This window comes from Bradyrhizobium sp. 35, from assembly GCF_023073215.1.
Lineage (GTDB): Bacteria > Pseudomonadota > Alphaproteobacteria > Rhizobiales > Xanthobacteraceae > Bradyrhizobium > Bradyrhizobium canariense_D.
Genome location: NZ_JADPJC010000012.1, coordinates 28,178 through 48,790, shown reverse-complemented (window position 1 = coordinate 48,790; position 20,613 = coordinate 28,178). Strand labels below are relative to the sequence as shown.

Genomic DNA, 20,613 nt, shown 5'->3' with positions numbered 1-20,613 from the left:
CTATGGCACCGCTGTCGGCGCCGACTATCGCATCTCGCGCGACACGCTGGTCGGCTTTGCACTTGCCGGCGGCGGCACCAATTTCAGCGTCGTCAACGGCGGCGGCGGACGCTCCGACCTGTTCCAGGCCGGCGCCTTCGTGCGTCACACTATCGGCGCCGCTCATGTCTCCGGCGCGCTCGCCTATGGCTGGCAGGACATCACCACCGACCGCACCGTGACGATTGCAGGCGCCGATCGCCTGCGCGCGCAGTTCAACGCCAACGCGTTCTCCGGTCGCGCCGAGGGCGGCTACCGGTTTCTGACGGCGTGGGCCGGTGGCCTCGGCCTTACGCCCTATGCCGCCGCCCAATTCACCACGTTCGACCTGCCTGCCTATGCGGAAACTGTCGTTTCCGGCGCCAACACCTTTGCATTGGCTTACAGCTCCAAGAGCGTCACCGCGACCCGCAGCGAGCTCGGCGTCCGCGCCGACAAATCCTGGGCAATCCCGAACGCGATCCTCACGCTGCGCGGCCGTGCAGCCTGGGCGCACGACTTCAACCCGGACCGCGCCATCAACTCCACCTTCCAGACGCTGCCTGGCGCCAGCTTCACCGTTAACGGCGCGCGGCAGGCCAGCGAGGCCGCGCTGACGACGGCGTCCGTCGAAATGAAATGGATGAACGGCTGGTCTGCGGCGGGCACCTTCGAGGGCGAGTTCTCAGACGTCACGCGCTCTTATGCCGGTAAAGGTGTGGTGCGGTACGCTTGGTAGGCCGCTGATCGCAAGAGCGCACCTGCTGAACCCCTGTCAGACCGGATCCGCCCGCAGCAGCGTGTCCACGGTGATGGTGCCGCGGGCGCGCGAAACGCAGGCGCAGATCTTCTGGTTGCTTTGCTTCTGATGGTCGCTGAAGAAGACGTCGCGATGGTCGATCTCGCCGTCGATGGCGACCACGTCGATGGCGCACAGGCCGCATTCGCCGCGCTTGCAGTCGTACATCACGTCGTGGCCGCTGGCGTTGAGGACATCAAGCATCGAGCGCTCGCGCGGGATCTCCAGCTCGACATCGGAGCCCTTCAGGCGCACGCGAAATGTCTCGGTCGGCAGCGTGCCGCTCGAACCGAACGTCTCGTAGCGGAGATCGGGAAGCGGATGGCCGGCGCCGATCCAGGCGTGGCGCGCGGCATCCAGCATCCGCATCGGGCCGCAGAACAGCGCCAGCGTGTCTTTGGGCACCGAGGCGAACAGGGCGTCGGGATCGAGCCGCTTGCCCTCATCGCTGGCGTGAACGACCAGGCGATCGCCCAGCGTTGCGGCGAGATCGTCAAGATAGGCGGCCTCGCTGCGCGAGCGCACCGCGTAATGCAGCGTGACATCGGTGCCGCGCCGGGCCAGCGCCTGCGCGGCACCGAGGATCGGGGTGATGCCGATGCCGCCGGCGATCAGGCAGTAGTTTTGGCGTGCCCAATCGACGGCGAGCAGCGAGGCGGGCGTCGTGATGTCGAGCCGCGCGCCCGGCCGTAACGACCACATATAGCGCGAGCCGCCACGCGAGTCCTGGGCGCGGCGCACGGCGATCCTTAGACCCTGGGACGAGGCTTCCCCGACCAGCGAATAGGACCGCGTCTCGGGCTGCCCGTCGATGGCAACGCTGATATTGATGTGGCTGCCGACCGGATAGGCCGTGCCGTCGAACTGGTCGGGCCGGATCAGGAATTCGCGGATGCCGGGTGCGAGATCGCGCATCGAGACGAGCGTCGCCGGAATCCAGGTTTCGATGAAGCGCATGGCACTCCCCTCAATCGGTTGCGGACCTGATCAGCGCGAGCGCCGGCAAGAGGTCGAGATGGGTCCGGTTGCGCAGTGCGAGCCGCAAATTGCGCACCGCGAGCCGCGCATGCTCGCGCATGACCGCTTCGGCGCGGGCGCCTTCGCGGTTCTCGATGGCGTCGATCACGACGCGGTGGTGCTCCTGCCCGATGATCAGGATTTGCTGTGCCTCGGGCAGCGCCGACTGCGCCATCACGAAACCGCTCGGGGACGCAAACGGCAGCGACGAGGCGCGGTCGATCTGCCGGATCAGCGGCGGGCTTCGCGACAATTCGGTGAGCAGGGCGTGGAAGCGCGCGTTCAAAGTGACATAGGACGAGAACGCATCCACCGAGATCGGGACCTGGCGCAACAACTCGTCGATCGCGGCGAGGCACTCCTTCAGCGGCTCGAGCTCGCGCGCGGAGACGCCGCGCTCGGCGGCAAAGCGCGCGGCGAGCCCTTCGAGCGTTCCGCGCAGCTCGATGGAGTCGGAGATGTCGCGCTCGGAGAACGCCTTCACCATGAAGCCGCCGGAGGGAATCGCCTCCAAGAGGCCCTCCTCCTCCAGCCGCACCAGCGCCATGCGCACCGGGGTGCGCGAGGCGCCGGTGGTCTCCACCGCCTGGAGCTCGGAGATGCGCTCGCCCGGGCGCAACGAGCCCGACAGGAGCTGGTCGCGCAGCGCGAGCTGCGCCTTCACGGTCTGCGAGACGGAGCGGTCGACCTCACGCTCGGCCATGTCGGCTTACTCCGCGGCCTGGAGGTGCTGCGGCGGGTTTTCCTTCGCCACCATCTTGTCGATCAGCTTGCGCGTCCACATCGCGCCGGCGTCGATGTTGAGATTGTAGAAGATGCGATCCGGGTTCTCGTCCATCGCGCGCTGCTGCGCCTCGAGGATCAGCTCGTCCTCGTGGAAAATGCCGGAGACGCCCTCGCGGATCTCGGTGGTGATGCGCTGCTCACCGAGCTGATAATTGCGCACGAAGGCCCAGAAATAGTGGCAGGTCTTCTCGGTCTCCGGCGTGATGGTGTTGAGCACGAAGCCGTTGACGCCTTGCGAGCGGTCGCCTTCGGGCGCGCCGGTGCCGGTCGGCGCCACGCCGACGTCGATGGCAATGGTGCACGGCGCCTCGAAGCGGATGATCTGCCAGCGATCGACGAGCCCGGACTTGCCGAGCTGCTTGGCCCAGAACGGCGGCGCCTCGATGCCGCGCATCCAGCGCGTCACCGTCACCGTCTTCTCGCCATGGGTGACGTCGAACGGCGCCTCCGCAACCGCCTCGTTGCCGATGGACGAGCCGTGCACGAACGTCTCGTGGGTGAGGTCCATGAGGTTGTCGAGCACGAGGCGATAGTCGCAATTGACGTGGATGGTCTTGCCGTCGCCGGCCCAGGCGGGGTCGTGATTCCAGTGCAGGTCGGGCACCAGCGCAGGATCCGCCAGCGCGGGATCGCCCATCCAGAGCCAGATGTAGCGGTGACGCTCGACCACGGGATAGGCGCGCACGCAGGCAGACGGGTTGATGGTCTCCTGCGACGGCATGAAGGTGCAGCGCCCTTGCGCATTGTACTTCAGGCCGTGATAGCCGCAGACGACGGTGTCGCCTTCGAGCCTACCCTTGGACAGCGGCACCAGGCGGTGCCAGCAGGCATCCTCGAGCGCGGCCACCGAGCCATCGGCCTTGCGGTACATCACGACGTGCTTGCCGCAGATCGTCCGCGGCAGCAGTGCCGGCTTCACGTCGGCGTCCCAGGCGGCGGCATACCAGGCGTTCATCGGGAAGGGTTTTGTCACCGGTTCACTCCCAAGGCTTGTGGATACGTTATGTATACAATAGCGGAGGAATGGAATCGTTCAAGGGCGGATGGGAGCGTATTATAATACCTTTATCTCGCATCGTGTATACAAATCTGTTCCGCTGTCATTCCCCGCGAAAGCGGGGAATCCAGTACTCCGCGGCGGGTTGTTGGTTTACTCAACTGGCGCCACGGCGTACTGGATCACCCGCTTTCGCGGGTGATGACACCTGTTGATGCGGCGAGTCTCCCCCCCCGGGGGAGCAGTGGCAGCGGCGCTTTGGCTCGACGACTACGCCCCGAACACCTTCGCCAACCCTGTCTGAGCCTCCTGCTGAATCGCCTTCAGGTGCTCGGGGCTGCGAAAACTCTCCGCGTAGATCTTGTAGACGTCCTCGGTGCCTGACGGCCTTGCGGCGAACCAGCCGAAATCGGTCTCGACCTTGATGCCGCCGAACGGCTGGCCGTTGCCGGACGCCTTGCTCAGGGTGGCGCGGACGGGATCGCCGGCGAGATCCTTCAGGCCGAGCTGCTCGGGCGTGACGGACTTCAGGATGTTTTTCTGCGGCGTGGTGGCGGCGACGTCGATGCGCGCGTAATGGGGCACGCCGAACTCGGCAGTGAGGTCGTTGAAGAGCTGGCTCGGATCGCGGCCGGTCTTGGCCATGATCTCGGCCGCGAGCAGGCCGAGGATGATGCCGTCCTTGTCGGTCGTCCACACCGTGCCGTCGCGGCGCAGGAACGAGGCGCCTGCACTCTCCTCGCCGCCAAAGCCGAAGCCGCCCGTGAGCAGGCCATCGACGAACCATTTGAAGCCGACCGGCGTCTCAACGAGCTTGCGGCCGAGTTTTTTCGCGACGCGGTCGATGATCGAGCTCGACACCACCGTCTTGCCGATCGCGGCGCCCTTGCCCCAGTTCGGGCGGTGCGCGAACAGATAGAAGATCGCGGTCGCGAGATAATGGTTCGGATTCATCAGGCCGCCGGTGCGCGTCACGATGCCGTGGCGGTCGGCGTCGGTGTCGTTGGCGAAGGCGACGTCGAAGCGGTCGCGCATCGCGATCAGGCTCGCCATCGCGTAAGGCGAGGAACAGTCCATGCGGATCTTGCCGTCCCAGTCCACCGTCATAAAACGGAACGTCGGGTCGATCGCCTCGTTCACCACGGTCGCTTTCAGGCCGTAGCGCTCGATGATCGGATGCCAGTAATGCACGGCGGCGCCGCCGAGCGGATCGATGCCGATATTCACGCCGGCGGATTTGACCAGGTCGAGATCGACCACGTTGCCGAGATCGGCGACATAGGGTGTGACGAAGTCATAAACGTGGACGTTCGCGGCTTTGCGTGCCCTGGCGTAGTCGATGCGGTTCACGCCTTTGAGGCCGTCGGCGAGATAGGCATTGGCGCGCTTCTCGATCACGGAGGTCGCGTCGGTGTCGGCCGGTCCACCATGCGGCGGATTGTATTTGTAGCCGCCGTCCTCGGGCGGATTGTGCGAAGGCGTGACGACGACGCCGTCGGCAAGGCCGGAGGTGCGGCCCTTGTTGTAGGTCAGGATCGCATGCGAGATCACCGGCGTCGGCGTGTAGCCGCCGTCCTTGTCGATCATGATGTCGACGCCGTTGGCCGCGAACACCTCGACGGCGCTGACCAGCGCCGGCTCGGCCAGCGCATGGGTGTCGATGCCGATAAAGAGCGGACCGGTCAGCCCCTTTTCACGTCGGTAATCACAGATTGCCTGCGTCGTCGCGAGGATATGGCCCTCGTTGAAGCTGGTTTTGAACGAGGTGCCGCGATGGCCGGAGGTGCCGAACGCCACCCGCTGCGCGGGATCGGCGACATCAGGCTTGCCGGCGAAATAGGCCGTCACCAGCCGCGGAACGTTGGTGAGCGCGTCCGGCGAGGCCTGCTTGCCCGCCGCGGGATGAACATCAACCACTGGATATACCTCGTCCTGTCGTAGAATTGCGCGATACCATAGCATCGGCCAAGCCCCCGCCAAGAGCACAACACCCGCGATGGGGCGGCCGTTCCTGAGATCATGCTATGGTCTTTTGATCGGGGCTTTTCGAGTCGGGGCATGACGCTGTTTCAGAGGCTCTTGGTTGTTCTGATGGCCTGGTTTGCGACGGCTGGCATCGTGCCCGATGCAATGGCCGCGGTGTTCTACACCGAGGACTTGCGTATCCCGATGGCCGAGGCCGGACTGCAGGGGCTGGAGGCGTTCCTGGTCCGGCCGGCCGGGACCAGGCGCTATCCGCTCGCGCTGCTCAGCCACGGCTCGCCGCGCAGTTTCGACGATCGCGCGACGATGTCCGCGCACAAATATTACGGCATCGCTCTCGAATATGCCCGGCGCGGCTTTGCGGCGCTGATCGTGATGCGGCGCGGCTACGGCACCTCGCCCGGCGGGCGCGTCGACAGCGTCGGGGGCTGCGCCAATGCCGCTTACCTGCCGGCGGCGGCGGTCGCGGTTGCGGATTTGCGCGCGGCGATCGAGGCGATGGCGCGCAGGGCCGACGTCACCACATCAGGCATGATCGCAGCCGGTCATTCCGCCGGCGGGTTCGCCACCGTCGCGTTGACCGCGCAGGCGCCAGCGGGTCTCGTCGCCGCGATCAGCTTTGCCGGCGGGCGCGGCTCGCGCGACGACGACGACGTCTGCAATCCCAACGGGCTGGTGCAGGCCTTCGCCACGTTCGGCAAAACCTCGCGTGCGCCGATGCTGTGGGTCTACGCCGCCAACGATTCGTACTTCGGTCCCGAGCTCGCGCGCCGCCTCCATGACGGATTTCGTGCCAATGGCGGCAACGCGAAATTCGTCGCAGCGCCGCCTTACGGCGACGACGGCCACTATCTCTATTCGGTGGTCAGCCGTCCGCAATGGACGCCATATCTCGACGCCTTCCTGCGCGAGCGAGGTCTCGGCCACGATATCCTGAGCCCGCCTGATCCGCTCGCGCCGCCGGGCCAGCTCAGCGAGGCCGCGCGTGCCGAGTTCGCGCGCTATCTCGCCAGCACGGTGCCGCACAAGGCTTTTGCGGTGTCGCCGAACGGCGGTTACGGCTGGCGCTCGGGGCGGGCAACCGTCGACGACGCCCAGCGCGATTCACTTGGCGCCTGCACAAAATGGTCGCCCGCCTGCACGCTCTATGCGGTCGACGACAAATTGGCCGGGGCTGCGCCAAGCACATCAACCGACCAGAGCTCGCGGTCGCGATAGCTTCATTGCGCCGCTGGCCGGTCGCGCCGTCCGAGCCAGGCCGCCAGAAAATCGGTTGTTAACTCGAAAGATATAATACATGTCCATGCTGCGGGATCGAACACACATCAATGCCCGCGCGGCGTGGACACACGTTGCGATCGCTGTGCTTTGGTTGGCATCCACCTCCGTGCACGCTCAGGGCAGCGCTCTGAACGCCGCGGAACCGGCGTTGGCGGCTGGCGGTCACGATGCAGATCTCGGCGCTGGAGAGACGCCGGCCTCGCGGGCGGCGATTCGAAAAATTATCGAAAGAGAAACGGCCAGGACCGATCTGCCCGCCGACATCGCGGAGGCCGTCGTCTTCGTTGAAAGCGGATACAATCCGGGCACCATTGGCGCCGTCGGCGAGATCGGCCTCATGCAAATTCGACCCGAAACGGCAGCGATGCTCGGATTTCGGGGACATAACGCAGAGCTCGCAGAGCCCGATATCAACATCCACTATGGCGTTCTCTATCTGAGCCGCGCATGGCGCCTGGCAGGCGGGGACCTTTGCCGCGCCCTGATGAAATATCGAGCCGGTCATGACGAGGAGTCCATGACGCCGCGCTCCCAGGTCTACTGTAATCGCGCCCGCAATCGTCTTGTCGCCATGAACTCGACGAATGTGGGAAACCAGGCTGCCGCCGTCCCAGATGTGGCACCGGCGCCAACTCCGGCGCCCACCGTCTCGAAGTCGGCGCACAATCAGAAATCAGCGCACAATCAAAACAGACCGGCACAGCCGAAGGACGTTTACGCACGTTACCGTCAAGGCACGGCGGTCGCGAGCAGGGCATACTGGGCAGCACAGGAAGCCCGGGTCCGCATCATCAAGGCTCGCGTCGAAGCCAAGTGGAAACGGGTCGCATCACGCCAATAGAATTAGAGTCGCCTGCCTTGAGACGAGCAGCGATTGGACGAACGACATTTTTGAAACCGGACTTTGAAACCGAACCTGAATAGAGATCATGCACAATAGTTTGAGAGTTTTGTTTGCAATCTTCGCGACCGGCGCCGTGGCGCTGTCGGCCTTTCTCGCCATTCGGTTCCTGGTCGGCTTCAGTGGCTGAACCCGACGGCTCAGCCGGCACCGTTTCGTGCTGCGCCCGGCTTCTAGAGCCGCTCGCTCAGCGCGAGCTTGTAGCCGACGCCGGTGACCGTGGTGATGACGGGCGTGCCGCTGCCGACGAGCTTGCGGCGCAGCCTCGCCACCAAGGCATCGACGGTGCGGATGTCGACCTCGGCCTGGCGATTGCTGACGACCTCGATCAGATAGTCGCGGCTAAGCGGCCTGCCGTCGGCACCGACGAGCGCCGCGAGCAGGTCGAATTCGGCGCGCGTCAGCGCCACCGGCTTGCCGTCGCTGCCGAGCAGCTCGCGCCGCGTCAGGTCGATGATCCAGTCGCCGAAGGCGATCGAATTGTGGTTGCGCGCCGCCTTGCGGTCGATCGAGCGCCGCCGCAGCACGCTTCGCGCGCGCGCGAGCAGATCGCGCAGATCGATCGGCTTGGTGACGTAGTGGTCGCCCGCGACCTCGAAGCCGAGGATGCGATCGACGTCGGTGTCGCGGCGGGTCACGAAGATGATGCCCGCGTTGCTGGTCGCCTGGATCTCCTTGGCGAGATCGAAACCGTCGCCGTCGGGCAGCTGCACGTCGAGGAAGACGAGATCGGTCCGCGTCCGCAGCGCCTGGCGGCATTCCGCGCAGGAGCCGGCGCCGACCACGTCGAAATTGTTCTCGCTGAAATAGCCGACCAGCATCGTCCGCGTCACCGGATCGTCCTCGACGACGATCAGCCGCTCGCGGCCAGCGACACGCAATTCCTGAACTGCGGAATCAGCCACGATGTTGGATGTCCTGTGTGCTTGCGAACTGGCCTGGATGCTCAGGTCGCCGAGCGCGCCGTCCTGTGAACGTACATTCACGACTGTTCGAGCCCCCTCGAATTGCCTGCTGCAACACTAGGCGCGTTATCGCGCCCAAACAACATTGGTCACGATCTGGCCGAATTAAGTATGAATTGGCCCACACTTCTCGTCCCGCGCATCGTGTTCGGGGGCCCCGCACAAGCGGTTGTTGTGGGGGCTGACGGCCGTCTCACGGCCGCTTGCCTCGCCAAACGCTTCAAATCTACTGTAACGCCCGAAAAGTCTGCCCCAGGAGGTGGCGCCATGGAAGTCATCCTGCTCGGCACCGGCGGCCCGCGCCCGGACCCGCGCCGCATGGCGACGACAACGCTGATCAGGCTCGGCGGAGAAAATATCCTGATCGACGCAGGCCGCGGCGTCATGGTGCAGCTCAGCAAGGCCGGCGTGCCGCTCGGCTCCATCAACACGGTCTTTCTCACCCATCACCATTTCGACCACATTGGCGACCTCTACGACGTGATGCTCAATTCATGGATGCACGGGCGCAAGGACGATCTGCGCATCTATGGACCGCCGGATACCGAACGGCTCGTCAATACGCTGGTCACGCAGGTCTACGACAAGGACATCACCTGGCGCGATCAGGGCGAGCCGAGCTTCGGCGGCTGGAAACCTGTCGTCGCGACCGACATTATACCGGGCCCAGTTCGCGACACCGGGCGCTGGAAGATCAGTGCAGAACTCGTCTCGCATGGCGACGGCCTCGACATGTCGCCGGCCTTTCTCGCACGCTGGATGTGTCTCGGCTATCGCTTCGAGGCCGAAGGCAAGGTCATCGCAATTTCCGGCGATACGGTGCCCTGCCCCGGTCTCGAACGACTGGCTGAGGGCGCCGATCTGCTGGTCCAGTGCTGCTTTCTCGCCACGCCGGAGATCGACAACGAGCACCTGCGCCGGCTTGCGAAATTCACGATCGCCTGCGGCGATACAGTCGGCAAGGTCGCGGCCAAGGCCGGCGTCAAGAAGCTCGCGCTGACCCATCACCGGCCTCGCACCGATGAGTCCATGCTGAATGCGCTGCTCGCGGATGTCAGGCGGGACTACGCGGGTCCTGTCGTGCTCGGCGAGGACCTCACGCGGATCGAGGTCTGAGAACTCGAGATGCGCGAAGGCCGTGCGGCCTCAGGCCGATCCGACCTCAACCCGAAACGACAACTGCTCTTCCGCTCCGGGCGCGATGTGCATCAGGCCCGGCTTGTCAGTGAATTCGCCGTCGAAGCCGGCGGGACTGGCATAGCCGCGCCAGGGCTCGATGCAGAGGAACGGCGCGCCCGACGGTTTCGACCAGACGCCAAGCTCGCGAAAGCCGCGCCATGACATTTTCAACCGCGGCCCGGTGGACGCGCCCTGCTCCGCGGCATAGCGGACCGAAGTGCTCGCGATCCGATCGAAGATGATTGCGTCGTCGACGAACAGGGATTCTGACAAGGGCAACACGGAGCCCTGGACCGGGCTCGGCTCCGTTGCCGGACGCAGCAAGCCGCCGTCGAGACGGCGGACCGGAGATGGCTCTGCGTTCGCGAAGCTCAGCGCGTAACTCTCCTTTGCCAGTCCTGGTTGCAGCGGCCAGTTGAAAGCGGGATGGCCGCCGAGCGAGGCCGGCAACATCTCCTTGCCGGTGTTCGCGACCACGAGTGAAAGATCGAGACCGGATTCGTCGAGCGCATAGGTTGCCGTCAGGCGGAACGCAAAGGGGTAGAGCGCGCGCGTCGTCTCGCTGTCTTCGAGCACCAGGATACAGCGACTTTCGCCACGTTCCACCCACGCAAAGCGGCTGTCACGCGCGAAGCCGTGCTGGGTCATCCGGTAGGTCGTGCCCCGGTGCCGCAATTCGTCATTGACGAGACGCCCGACGATCGGAAACAACAGCGGCGCATGGCGCGGCCAGGCCGCCCCCGCCTGCCAAACGAACTCGATGCCGGCATCGCTCGCCAGCGAACACATCTCCGCGCCTTGCGCCTTGATGGTCGCGGCGAGCCCGCCGCAGCGGATTGTGTGCGTGTCGTCGGTCATAGTAGCCTGCTCCGATCATCGCAATTCGCAGGACAATTTCTAAATGTTCGCGGAATGTTGGAGCGACATTCTGCTCAAGAGCGCTGATAGTCGTCTTCAATCCGGATGATGTCGTCTTCCCCGAGATAGCTTCCAGTCTGGACCTCGATCAGCTCCAGCATGATTTTACCGGGGTTCTCCATCCGGTGCACCGCGCCCATCGGGATGTAGATGGACTCGTTCTCGTGCACGCTTTTGACGGTCTCGTTGACGGTGACGCGGGCTGTGCCGCGGACCACGATCCAGTGCTCGGCGCGATGATGGTGCTTCTGCAGCGACAGACGCCCGCCCGGCTTCACCACGATGCGCTTGACCTGGTGGCGCTCGCCGTTGTCGACCGACTGGTAGCTGCCCCAGGGCCGATGCACCTTGAGGTGCTCCTCGGTGACCTTCGGTGCGACCGCCTTGAGTTTTGTGACCAGCCGCTTCAGCCCGTTGGCATCCTTCTGACGCGAGACCAGCACCGCGTCCGCGGTCGCGACCACGATGAGATCGTCAACGCCTTCGAGTGCGACCAGCGCGGCATCGGTGGTGACGTTGCAGTTGCGGCTATCTTCGAACACGGCGGCGCCGTGCGCGGCATTGCCTTGCGCGTCCTTGTCCGACAATTCCCACACCGCGTGCCAGGAGCCGACGTCGGACCAGCCGCAGGACACCGGCACGACCGCGGCGCGCGCGGTCTTCTCCATCACCGCATAGTCGATCGAGATCGCCTTGGCCGCGCCGAACGCCTCGGGCTCCAGCGTCACGAAGCCGAGATCTCGGCCGGCATTGGTCACGGCATTGGAAATCGCCTCCACGCTCGCCGCATCGACCTTGCGGTATTCGTCCAGCAATACGCTGGCCGGAAACATGAAATTGCCGCTGTTCCAGAGATAGCCGGAATTGACATAGTCGGCCGCCTTCACCGCATCCGGCTTCTCGACGAAGCGCGCGACCGCGTGCACCTCACCGGAGATGACCTCGCCCGGGCTGATATAGCCGTATTCGGTCGCCGGCCGCTCCGGCTTGACGCCGAACGTGACGATTCGCCCGGCGCTCGCGGCGGTGAGGCCCTGGCGGCACGCCGCGACGAACGCGGCATTGTCCTGCACCACGTGGTCGGCGGCGAGCGCGAGCACGATCGCCTCACTCGAGCGGTTCTGCGCAAACACCGCGCCGGCTGCGATCGCAGGACCGGAATCGCGCCGCATCGGCTCGAGGATCACGTCAGCCTCGATGCCGATTTCGGCGAGCTGCTCCAGCACCATGAAGCGGTAGGAGGCATTGGTAATGACGATCGGGCGATCGAACAGCGAGGCCTCGGAGACGCGGAGCAGCGTGTCCTGGAAGGTCGAGCGCGTGCCGAACAGCGGCAGGAACTGCTTGGGGCGCACCTCGCGCGAAGCCGGCCACAGCCGCGTTCCGGCACCGCCGCACATGATCAGGGGGATAATTTTTTGAGACACGTGTGAGCTACTCAAGAGAGGGGTTTATACGCGGTGAAAATTTCGGTACCATTCGACAAAGCGGCCCAAGCCATCCGCCAGCGGCGTCGAGGGCGTGAAGCCGACGTCGCGTTGCAGGGCCGAAATGTCGGCGCGCGTCTCGAGGACGTCGCCTGCCTGCATCGGCAAAAGCGTGCGGATCGCGGGCTTGCCGATGATCTTCTCCAGTGTCTCGACGAACTCGATCAAATCGACCGAGCAATTGTTGCCGATGTTATAGACGCGATACGGCGCATAGCTCGACGAGTTTTCCGGCTGCTCGGCGTTCCACGCGGGATTCGGCGTCGCGGGACGATCAAGGGTGCGGATCACGCCCTCGACGATGTCGTCGACATAGGTGAAATCGCGCCACATATTTCCATTATTGAAAAGCTTGATCGGCTCACCCGCAAAGATCGCGCGCGTGAAGAGCCAGGCGGCCATGTCGGGCCGGCCCCATGGACCATAGACAGTGAAGAAGCGAAGTCCGGTCACCGGCAGCTTGTGAACATGTGCGAACGTGTGCGCCATCAGCTCGTTGGCCTTCTTGCTCGCGGCATAGAGGCTGACCGGATGATTGACCGAATGCTCGGTCGAATACGGCAAGGTGCGATTGGCGCCATACACGGAGCTCGACGAGGCGTAGACGAGATGCGCCAGGCCGTGGCGCCGGCCCGCTTCGAGCACGGTGACGAAGCCATCACAATTGGCGCGGATGCTGGTGATGGGATCGTCGATCGATGCGCGCACGCCGGGCTGCGCCGCAAGGTGCACCACGCGGTCGGGCGAGACCTCGTCGAACACACGCGTCACCGCAGCGAAATCCGCAAGATCGATCTCGTGGAATGTGAAAGCCTCATGCTTGAGCGTCTCGAGGCGAGCGCGCTTGAGCGCGGGATCATAGTAAGGGGTCACTGCGTCGATGCCGACAACTCGTTCCCCGCGCGCAAGCAAGCGCTCACAGACATGCATGCCGATGAAGCCGGCAGCGCCGGTAACCACCACGGGGGCCAAAATAAACTCCGTTGTCCGTCCTCATATACCGCATTGCCAGACTGAACCGGTAGAGGCAAGGGTTCAGCATTGGAGAACAGCCCCCTAGCATCGGCAAGCTTAATGCCGGGCGCTTCGGATGTCAGCCTTCCCCAAGTTAACCAGACGGGAGCGCCCTCTGCCTGCCGACGCAACATCAGGCGCGCGTCCATAAAAGGCTCCCGGCTGCCCGGCAAGACTTTCAACAAGTGTTCCCGGGGAGCACCGAACGAACAGCGCGATCACGCGGCCGATGCCGTCATAATTCCGTGCCTTCGGGCTGCTTCTTTCCGTGCTCACATTTGGTTCGAAAGCACACATCGCGACCCACGCGTTGTGGCATCGACAACCCGAACGGCACAAAATTGAAGCTTTTCATCAACGGCCGCTTTCTCTCGCAAAAGCTGACCGGCGTTCAGCGTTATGCCGCCGAACTGGTCAAAGCGATCGATGCCCTGCTTGCGTCCGACCAATCGCCCGCTGCCCTCAGAGGAGCCGAGTGGCAATTGCTCGTGCCGAGCGAGACGTGCGAAGCGATCAATCTCGCCCACATCAAGGTACGCAAGATAGGACGGCTGAGCGGACATGCCTGGGATCAGATTGAACTTGCGCGCGCCGCCGCTGGAGGTCGCCTGATCAGTCTGGCCAATGCCGGACCTGTGTTTCATGGCGATCATATCGTCGTCATCCACGACGCACAGGTCTTCCGCCGGCCCGATTTCTTCAATTGGCGCTATTTGGCCGTCCACCGCACGATGGGCCGCCTGCTTGCACGCCGGGCCACGATCGCGACCGTATCGGCCTTTTCTCGCAATGAACTGGCTGCAATGCTTGGCCTTTCGAAAACGGACATTCCGATATTCCCCAACAGCGCGGAGCATTTCGCGTCCACAACGCCTGATCACGGTATTCTCGAACGATTAGGGCTTCAGCCGGGAAAATATTTTCTCTTTGTCGGCTCCAGAACCAAGAACAAGAATCTCGCCGTTGCAATCGAGGCGGCGCGGCTGCTCGAACGAAAGGACGTTCCCCTCGTCATTGTCGGCGGAGATAACAGCAAGGTATTTCAAGACAATCTGGGCGAGAGCGAATCGGGCCTGCTTCTGGCAGGACGCCTGGCGGATGGCGAGATTGCAGCTCTGTATGCGCACGCTCTGGCGTTTGTTTTTCCCTCTCTATACGAGGGCTTCGGTGTACCGCCACTTGAAGCCATGATCTTCGGCTGTCCGGTCATAGCCTCGACGGCTGACGCGGTGATGGAAACGTGTGGCGAAGCAGCTGCTTATTTTTGCGCCAACGATGCTCAAGGGCTGCAACAGCTTATGCTCGAAAGGTTGGCAATCGGCGCAATATCTGATCAGGAGCGCCGAAAGCAACAAGATCGTCTTGCATTATATTCGTGGCAAGAGTCGGCGCGAACACTATTGAATTTTCTCGCGTCGCGCGCATAGCGACCTCAGCGCTCAGCATCCAACGAGTTCCATGCGCACGTTCGACTTCGACGGACGCGAGCTTCAGCATCGCGGCGCAACAACAACACACCGCTGCCCAAATCTCGCTATGGATTGGATGGATTGTGATCGCATCCGTTGATGCTCAATTAAGGATGCGCCATGTCGATCTTCCCAACTCAATCTTCCGCAAGGCAGGCGGTGAAGGTGCTGCATGTCGCGGAAACCATCCGGGGTGGGATAGCGAGCTACCTGAACGAATTGCATCCGCAGCAGCAAGCGAGCTTCGGCGCGGAGAACGTGCACTATGTTGTGCCATCGGATCATCGCCACGACCTCGTTGGAATCGATGACAGCCAGATCACGACCTTCGACAGATCGGGCCGCAGCATCGCCGGATTATTTCAGATGCTGCGGGCGAGCATGCAGGCGCTCGACGCCTTCAAGCCCGACGTAATGCATCTCCATTCGTCGTTTGCCGGACTCGTTCTCAGGCCCGCGTTGGCGGCTCGTTCCGAAGGTCCTCGCGTCGTCTATTGCCCGCATGGCTGGGCGTTCTCGCGAGAGACCGGCCGCCTGAGCCATCTGGCGGCAAAAGCTGCAGAGACTCTTCTGGCCCGCACGTCGGATCGTATCATCTGCATTTCCGGCGATGAATTCAATGAAGCGGTCCGGGCGGGAATTCCGACCGACCGTCTGACCCTGGTGCACAATGGCATCTCCAAGAGCCGCCCACTGCCGTACGGCGCTGCGACAGATTGGACTTCAAAGAAGGCCAAGGTCCTTTTCATTGGCCGTCTTGATCGACAAAAGGGCTTCGACCTCCTGATCGAGGCCGCACGATCCCTCGAAGATGTCTTGGATGTTCGCATTGTCGGCGCCTCCGTGGTCAACAAGTTCGACGGAGCTGCGGTTCCCGCCAACGTCTCGCTGCTAGGCTGGCTGGATCGTCAGCAGATCGAGGCTCAGCTGGAGGCGGCCGATCTCGTCGTCATCCCGTCACGATGGGAGGCCTTCGGCCTCGTCGCTCTGGAAGCGATGCGCGCGGCCAAGCCCATCCTGGCCTTCCACAGCGGAGCGCTGCCTGAAATCGTCGTTGACGGCGTCACCGGCGTGCTTTGCGAACCTGTTGCGGTTCAACCTCTCATCGACGGCTTCCGACGGATGCTCGATCTGGATCTCAAGGTCCTGGGGCAACGCGGCTACGATCGCTTCAAGCAGTTTTATGACGTCCAGAAGACACACCGCCAATTGCATCAGGTCTATGTCGAACTCCTCGACGACAACAAGAGCGGAGTCGAGCAGAACGTGGCACTGCAATCGGACCTCTCGAAGCCTTTTTGAGGTGAGTTGCGGCAGGCGAGAAATGATGACGGGTATGATCCAGGCGATGGCAGGCCACCGCACCTTGGGTCGCAACAGGCTGCTCTGGATGGCGAGCCTCATCGCGTCTGTTTCTCTGTCTGTCCCGGCATGCGCTCAACAGGCTCAGACGCTTGAAAGCAGATTCCTGTTGGGTATCGGCACCCATCAGGGACTGGGAGGGCCGGTCAGTTCGCGAGGCTACGTGCCCTCCGTGAACGTCAGCCAGATCAAGCAACTGGGCTTTAACGCCTTCCGCGACGATTTTCCCTGGTCTGATTTCGAATTGCCGGGACGTCGGATGGGCTTCACGCCGCGGTTGGGCAGGCTCGACGCGCAGGTTCAGTCCGGCATCGCCCGGCCGCTCCTCATCCTTGCATTTGGTCATCACCTCGTGCCGAACTCGTCGCCTCCGACGACGGACGAAGCCCGGCAGCGGTTCGCGGACTATGCGGCAGCGGCCGCGCGATCGGTCGCGCCGCAGCGCCCGATCTTCGAACTCTGGAACGAGTGGAATCTGGCAGCCAAGAAGGACCCTTCATTCTCAGCCGACAACTACCTGGCCCTCGCGAAGGTAGCACGGCCCGCGGTCAAGCAGGCGGTGCCGAATGCACCTTTCGTCGTCGGCGCGATCGGCGACGATCCCGGTTGGACGTGGACGGAGAAGATGCTGCAAACCGGCATCCTTCAATACGCCGATGGCGCCTCGATTCATCTCTACAATTTCTGCATGGCGCCGGCGAAGCGCAATTCGGCCGAGATTATCGACCGGCTCACGGCGTTCCATCGACTGGTCGGCCAAGCGAGCGGCAATCCCGACTTCCCCATTTACGTGACCGAGACTGGCTGGACCACGGCTGCGAACAAATGTGGTGTCAGCGAGCAGGCTCAGGCCGATAACACGGCACAGCTCATCCTGTGGGCCTCGACAGCGGCGCGCTGGCTCAAGGGGATGTGGATCTATGAGCTCAAAAATAGTGGTCAGAATCCAGCCGAGCTGGAGGACAATTTTGGCCTCTACGGTTTCGACAATTCGCCCAAACCCGTAGCCTGCGCGGCGCGTGGCGCCTGGGCATTCGTCCGTTCCGCTCTAACCGCCGAACGAAGAAGCCTTGCCAACGGGGTGATGTCGATCGGAGCATCCTCGACCACCGGCGGCAAAATCGCGGTCTGGTCCGAGGATCCGGATCGACGCTACGAGGTCCGGATCAGAGGCGATCTGCCGGGGGCGACTTTCGCGGCCCCCTGCGATGCAACTGCAAGGCCAGCCTCCGGGATCTGGCTGCCGGTTTCGAGCACGCCGGTCCTGATCGCCGCCAATAATGACGCCATTCCCGCACTGGATATACGGCCGGCACGGTAATCGGATCGGCACAAAGAGGTTGACGCGATGAAGATCCTTTTGACATCCACGCTTTATCCGACCCCGCAGGCACCAAAGATCGTCGGCGGAGCAGAGATCTTCGCGCGGAGATTTGCCGAGGGCCTGGCTCAGCGCGGCGACGAGGTCGAGGTGGTGCGCGCCGCATCCGCACCCGAGCAGGGCCGTGAACTATGCAACGGTATCAACGTCTATTCCGCACCGGTGCAAAACGTCTATGCGCCGTTCACGGAGCAAAAGAACGTCGTGAAACGAAGCATCTGGCATGCGATCGACGATTGGCAGATCCAGGCCCCGATGATCGCGGAGCGCATTCGCGCTTTCAAGCCGGACGTTCTGCATTCCAATAATTTATCGGGCCTGACCACGGCGATCTGGCGGGCAGCCGCCAAGCTCGGAGTTCCGGTCCTGCATACGCTTCATGATTATTATTTGACGTGTCCACGCTGTTCCCGCTTCGACAAGGGCCGCTCCTGCGAACACACCTGTACGAGCTGTGGGATCCTGACGTACCACCGCAAACGGGCGACGCATTGGCTCGATGCCGTGGTCGGCGTCAGCGAGCGCGTCCTCTCCATTCACACCGATATGGGCATGTTTGCCGAGACCCCAATCCGCACCGTCATCCGCAATGCCTCGACCGAGCCGCCGCGCTCACCCTACCCGCGGCCTGTCTGCACGACGGAAGTGACATTCGGCTTCATCGGACGGATCACCGAGGAGAAGGGCATCGACAATCTCATGCGAGCGCTGGCCATGCTGCCGCCCGATCGGATCCGGATGATGATTGCCGGCCGCTTGGGCGATCAGGAACAACAGCGCCTGAGAGCACTGGCGCCGCATGCACGGGTCGAGTTCATGGGATTCGTGTCTCCCGATGAATTCTACAGGCAAGTCGACGTCGTGGTCGCTCCGTCCATCTGGCACGATCCCGGCCCGCTCGTCGTCGCCGATGCTAAGGCGGCGGGCAGACCGCTGCTCGGTACGCACTTTGGCGGCATGCCGGAGGCGATCGAGCATGGCGTAACCGGGTGGTTGACCGAAGCAGATCCACAATCCCTGGCCACGAGCATGCGCGAAATCGCCGCGGACCCGCACAAGATCGACGAGATCAGCCGTCGGCTTATCGCCGACACGAACAAGTGGATCTTTTCCGACGTATTGTCGTCGTACAAGAACCTGTATGAACAACTGCGTCAGCGACGGATGTCGTCCGTGCGCCCGGCAATAGCCGAGGTACCACAAGCGCATGCGGTGGCAAAGAGTAGCTTCATTCCGAGATGACACGTCTCTTCGCGATCGCCGGCTACGTTTACCAAAGCGCAGCAGCGATCATCCTGATCTTTGTGATCAGTCACCTGCTGCCTGCCGCCGACTACACCAATTATTCTCTCGCAATGGCCTCGAGCCAGTTGCTCTGCGTCCTCATGTTCGAGTGGCTGCAGCTCGCGGGGCTGCGCTTTCTGGCGGCCGCCAAGGAGAGCGAGGCTGCTCGACTGAGATCGTCGCTCTTTGCGGCGGCCCTCATGAGCGCCGGCGCGCTCGTTGCCGTCGGGAGCTGCGCCTCCTTGATCAGCGGCCTCACGCCACGGCTGGTCGTCCTCGGCCTGAGCGTGGCCGTGCTTCAGGGCTCGACCGATTTGTACTTCTTGTCGGTACGACTGTCGAACCGGCTGGGAACCGCCTCCTGCCTTCTTGCCTTGCGTGCGACGGCGCTTTTGGGCGGGGCCGTCTCGGGCGGAATGATCTCAGGCACGGCCCAAGCAACGCTGCTCGGCATCGCATTGGGTCACCTGCTTGGGCTCCTTGCCGGTCTCATCGCATATCGCACGCCGCTGGATCGCGTGTCGCTGCGAACAATGCTGGCTGACTGGAAGGACTTCTCGCGTTACGGCATGCTTGCAGCCGGCGCGTCCGTGATCCATTTGTCCGTGCCGGTTCTGCTTCGTATCATCGTCGTCGGGCGACTCGGCGCCACAGGAGCCGGTGCAGGATTTTCCATTGCGCTCGACCTGCTGCAACGTCCCTTCTGGGTCCTCAATGCGGCGATCCACACCGTGAGTTATCCTGAAGTGGTCAATGATTTCGAGCACGGGAGCGCCACGACGTCGAGACAATCGGCGCGGCACATGTTCGAGTTCATGATCTGCACAACCCTCGTCCTGCTGGGCGGGCTTGTCGCCTTCATTCCGGACGCGGCCCGCATCCTGGTCCCGCGGGAGAGCGTCGAGGGCTTCCTGGCGACAGGGCCGGCGGTCGCTGCTTTCTACTTCCTCCATACCCACCTGCAGGCGACGATCGCGGTCGTTCCCCACCTGGAAAAGCTCGCAACCAGGCTCGTCCTCGTCGCTGCCGGGCAGCTTGCAATGGTTGCGGCGTTCTCCCTGGTTGCCGTCTGGGCCGGCCTGTCACCCCAAGCGGCAGTCACCTGCGCCTCGATCGCCACGCTCGCAGCGATCTTGGCCGGGCTTGGCCCTACCCTCAGGTTCGATGCGTTCCCGCGCTGGCCCTTGGTGCTTCAGGCGCTCGCAGCCGCCATTCTGATCGGATCGCTCAGTCATGCGCCGAGCGAACCGGCGGCGTGGCTTGCTGGAAAGATCGTCATCGCCGCAATCGCCACGGCTGCGGTCGGCTGGCGCGGAAACTTTCTCCTCCTGGCCCGCCCGAGCTGATCTGTCGACCGGTCTCTTCCAAACCTTCTTTGGAGCTAGATGCGCCCTTGACGCTCTGCCCGCGTCCACGAAGTTCCTACCGTGGAACTCTCTACTTCGCTTCAAAATGCGGCGAAGTGACTGACAACCAATACGAGAATATTGAGTGATTTGCTCGTGCCGGCAAAATTCGACCAGCGCATCGGGTCGGCCTGACAGTTTCACCGCTCCGCGCCCCAAGTCACATGCATCATTGAAGCGCGACATGCGCATAGATTCAGCAGTGAAACCTTGCGAATTCTTGGAAGCGCCATGTTGAGGTCATGCTGCGTCGGCACGACATCGTTATTGTCTTGAATCAGAGTCGAGCTGTTCCCTGCGAGGAACTGCTGATCGCTCTCGATTTGTAGCTCCGATTTTTATCTGAAATTCACACTCGATCGAGAA

At 63.2% G+C, this 20,613-nt stretch carries 17 protein-coding genes; 9 read left to right on the top strand and 8 right to left on the bottom strand.

All coding sequences use genetic code 11. The features are described 5' to 3' along the window. Positions 1-757, top strand: a 757-nt coding sequence (locus tag IVB36_RS02090; protein ID WP_247390438.1) for an autotransporter outer membrane beta-barrel domain-containing protein, incomplete at its 5' end; no start/stop codon positions are given. A 36-nt stretch (positions 758-793) separates the two neighbouring features. On the opposite strand, the gene IVB36_RS02085 is transcribed toward IVB36_RS02090, so the two are convergent. From IVB36_RS02085 to pgm, 4 genes are all read right to left on the bottom strand, one after another. Then, complete coding sequence (locus tag IVB36_RS02085; protein ID WP_247371206.1) at positions 794-1,774, bottom strand: PDR/VanB family oxidoreductase; 981 nt, start codon at positions 1,772-1,774, stop codon at positions 794-796. Positions 1,775-1,784: 10 nt separating this feature from the next. After that, complete coding sequence (locus IVB36_RS02080; protein WP_204513794.1) at positions 1,785-2,537, bottom strand: GntR family transcriptional regulator; 753 nt, start codon at positions 2,535-2,537, stop codon at positions 1,785-1,787. Between the two features lie 6 nt (positions 2,538-2,543). Further along, complete coding sequence (locus tag IVB36_RS02075) at positions 2,544-3,593, bottom strand: aromatic ring-hydroxylating dioxygenase subunit alpha (protein ID WP_198957655.1); 1,050 nt, start codon at positions 3,591-3,593, stop codon at positions 2,544-2,546. Positions 3,594-3,887: 294 nt separating this feature from the next. After that, the gene (pgm, locus tag IVB36_RS02070) at positions 3,888-5,534 is read right to left on the bottom strand and encodes a phosphoglucomutase (alpha-D-glucose-1,6-bisphosphate-dependent) (protein WP_247371208.1); all 1,647 of its coding nucleotides are present in this window, start codon (positions 5,532-5,534) and stop codon (positions 3,888-3,890) included. Positions 5,535-5,675: 141 nt separating this feature from the next. On the opposite strand from pgm, the gene IVB36_RS02065 reads away from it, so the two are divergent. After that, positions 5,676-6,818 carry an alpha/beta hydrolase gene (locus tag IVB36_RS02065; protein ID WP_247390435.1) on the top strand — a complete coding sequence of 381 codons (1,143 nt, stop codon included), beginning with the start codon at positions 5,676-5,678 and terminating at the stop codon, positions 6,816-6,818. Positions 6,819-6,903: 85 nt separating this feature from the next. After that, complete coding sequence (locus IVB36_RS02060; RefSeq protein WP_247338864.1) at positions 6,904-7,722, top strand: transglycosylase SLT domain-containing protein; 819 nt, start codon at positions 6,904-6,906, stop codon at positions 7,720-7,722. Positions 7,723-7,955: 233 nt separating this feature from the next. Here IVB36_RS02060 and IVB36_RS02055 read toward each other — a convergent pair whose 3' ends face one another. Then, positions 7,956-8,768: a response regulator transcription factor gene (locus IVB36_RS02055; protein WP_247390433.1), complete on the bottom strand. Its 813-nt coding sequence runs from the start codon at positions 8,766-8,768 to the stop codon at positions 7,956-7,958. A gap of 246 nt (positions 8,769-9,014) precedes the next feature. On the opposite strand from IVB36_RS02055, the gene IVB36_RS02050 reads away from it, so the two are divergent. Continuing rightward, positions 9,015-9,863: an MBL fold metallo-hydrolase gene (locus IVB36_RS02050; protein WP_247371210.1), complete on the top strand. Its 849-nt coding sequence runs from the start codon at positions 9,015-9,017 to the stop codon at positions 9,861-9,863. Between the two features lie 30 nt (positions 9,864-9,893). Here IVB36_RS02050 and IVB36_RS02045 read toward each other — a convergent pair whose 3' ends face one another. From IVB36_RS02045 to IVB36_RS02035, 3 genes are all read right to left on the bottom strand, one after another. After that, a complete protein-coding gene (locus IVB36_RS02045; RefSeq protein ID WP_247371212.1) occupies positions 9,894-10,784 on the bottom strand; it encodes an aldose 1-epimerase family protein in 891 nt (296 codons plus the stop codon). A gap of 74 nt (positions 10,785-10,858) precedes the next feature. Further along, positions 10,859-12,271 carry a mannose-1-phosphate guanylyltransferase/mannose-6-phosphate isomerase gene (locus tag IVB36_RS02040; protein WP_247390430.1) on the bottom strand — a complete coding sequence of 471 codons (1,413 nt, stop codon included), beginning with the start codon at positions 12,269-12,271 and terminating at the stop codon, positions 10,859-10,861. A gap of 24 nt (positions 12,272-12,295) precedes the next feature. Beyond that, entirely contained in the window at positions 12,296-13,303 is a 1,008-nt protein-coding gene (locus IVB36_RS02035; RefSeq protein WP_247371293.1) for an NAD-dependent epimerase, read from the bottom strand. A gap of 383 nt (positions 13,304-13,686) precedes the next feature. Between IVB36_RS02035 and IVB36_RS02030 the strand changes: the two genes are divergently transcribed. From IVB36_RS02030 to IVB36_RS02010, 5 genes are all read left to right on the top strand, one after another. Next, positions 13,687-14,772: a glycosyltransferase family 1 protein gene (locus IVB36_RS02030; protein ID WP_247371296.1), complete on the top strand. Its 1,086-nt coding sequence runs from the start codon at positions 13,687-13,689 to the stop codon at positions 14,770-14,772. Between the two features lie 162 nt (positions 14,773-14,934). Further along, positions 14,935-16,116 carry a glycosyltransferase gene (locus IVB36_RS02025; protein WP_210350951.1) on the top strand — a complete coding sequence of 394 codons (1,182 nt, stop codon included), beginning with the start codon at positions 14,935-14,937 and terminating at the stop codon, positions 16,114-16,116. A 34-nt stretch (positions 16,117-16,150) separates the two neighbouring features. Then, entirely contained in the window at positions 16,151-17,497 is a 1,347-nt protein-coding gene (locus IVB36_RS02020) for a glycoside hydrolase family 5 protein (protein ID WP_247390427.1), read from the top strand. A gap of 27 nt (positions 17,498-17,524) precedes the next feature. After that, complete coding sequence (locus tag IVB36_RS02015) at positions 17,525-18,799, top strand: glycosyltransferase family 4 protein (protein ID WP_247371299.1); 1,275 nt, start codon at positions 17,525-17,527, stop codon at positions 18,797-18,799. Further along, on the top strand, positions 18,796-20,187 hold the full coding sequence (locus tag IVB36_RS02010) for a hypothetical protein (protein ID WP_247371302.1): 1,392 nt from the start codon (positions 18,796-18,798) through the stop codon (positions 20,185-20,187). The genes IVB36_RS02015 and IVB36_RS02010 overlap by 4 nt, the downstream gene beginning before the upstream one ends. Positions 20,188-20,613: the final 426 nt, after the last annotated feature.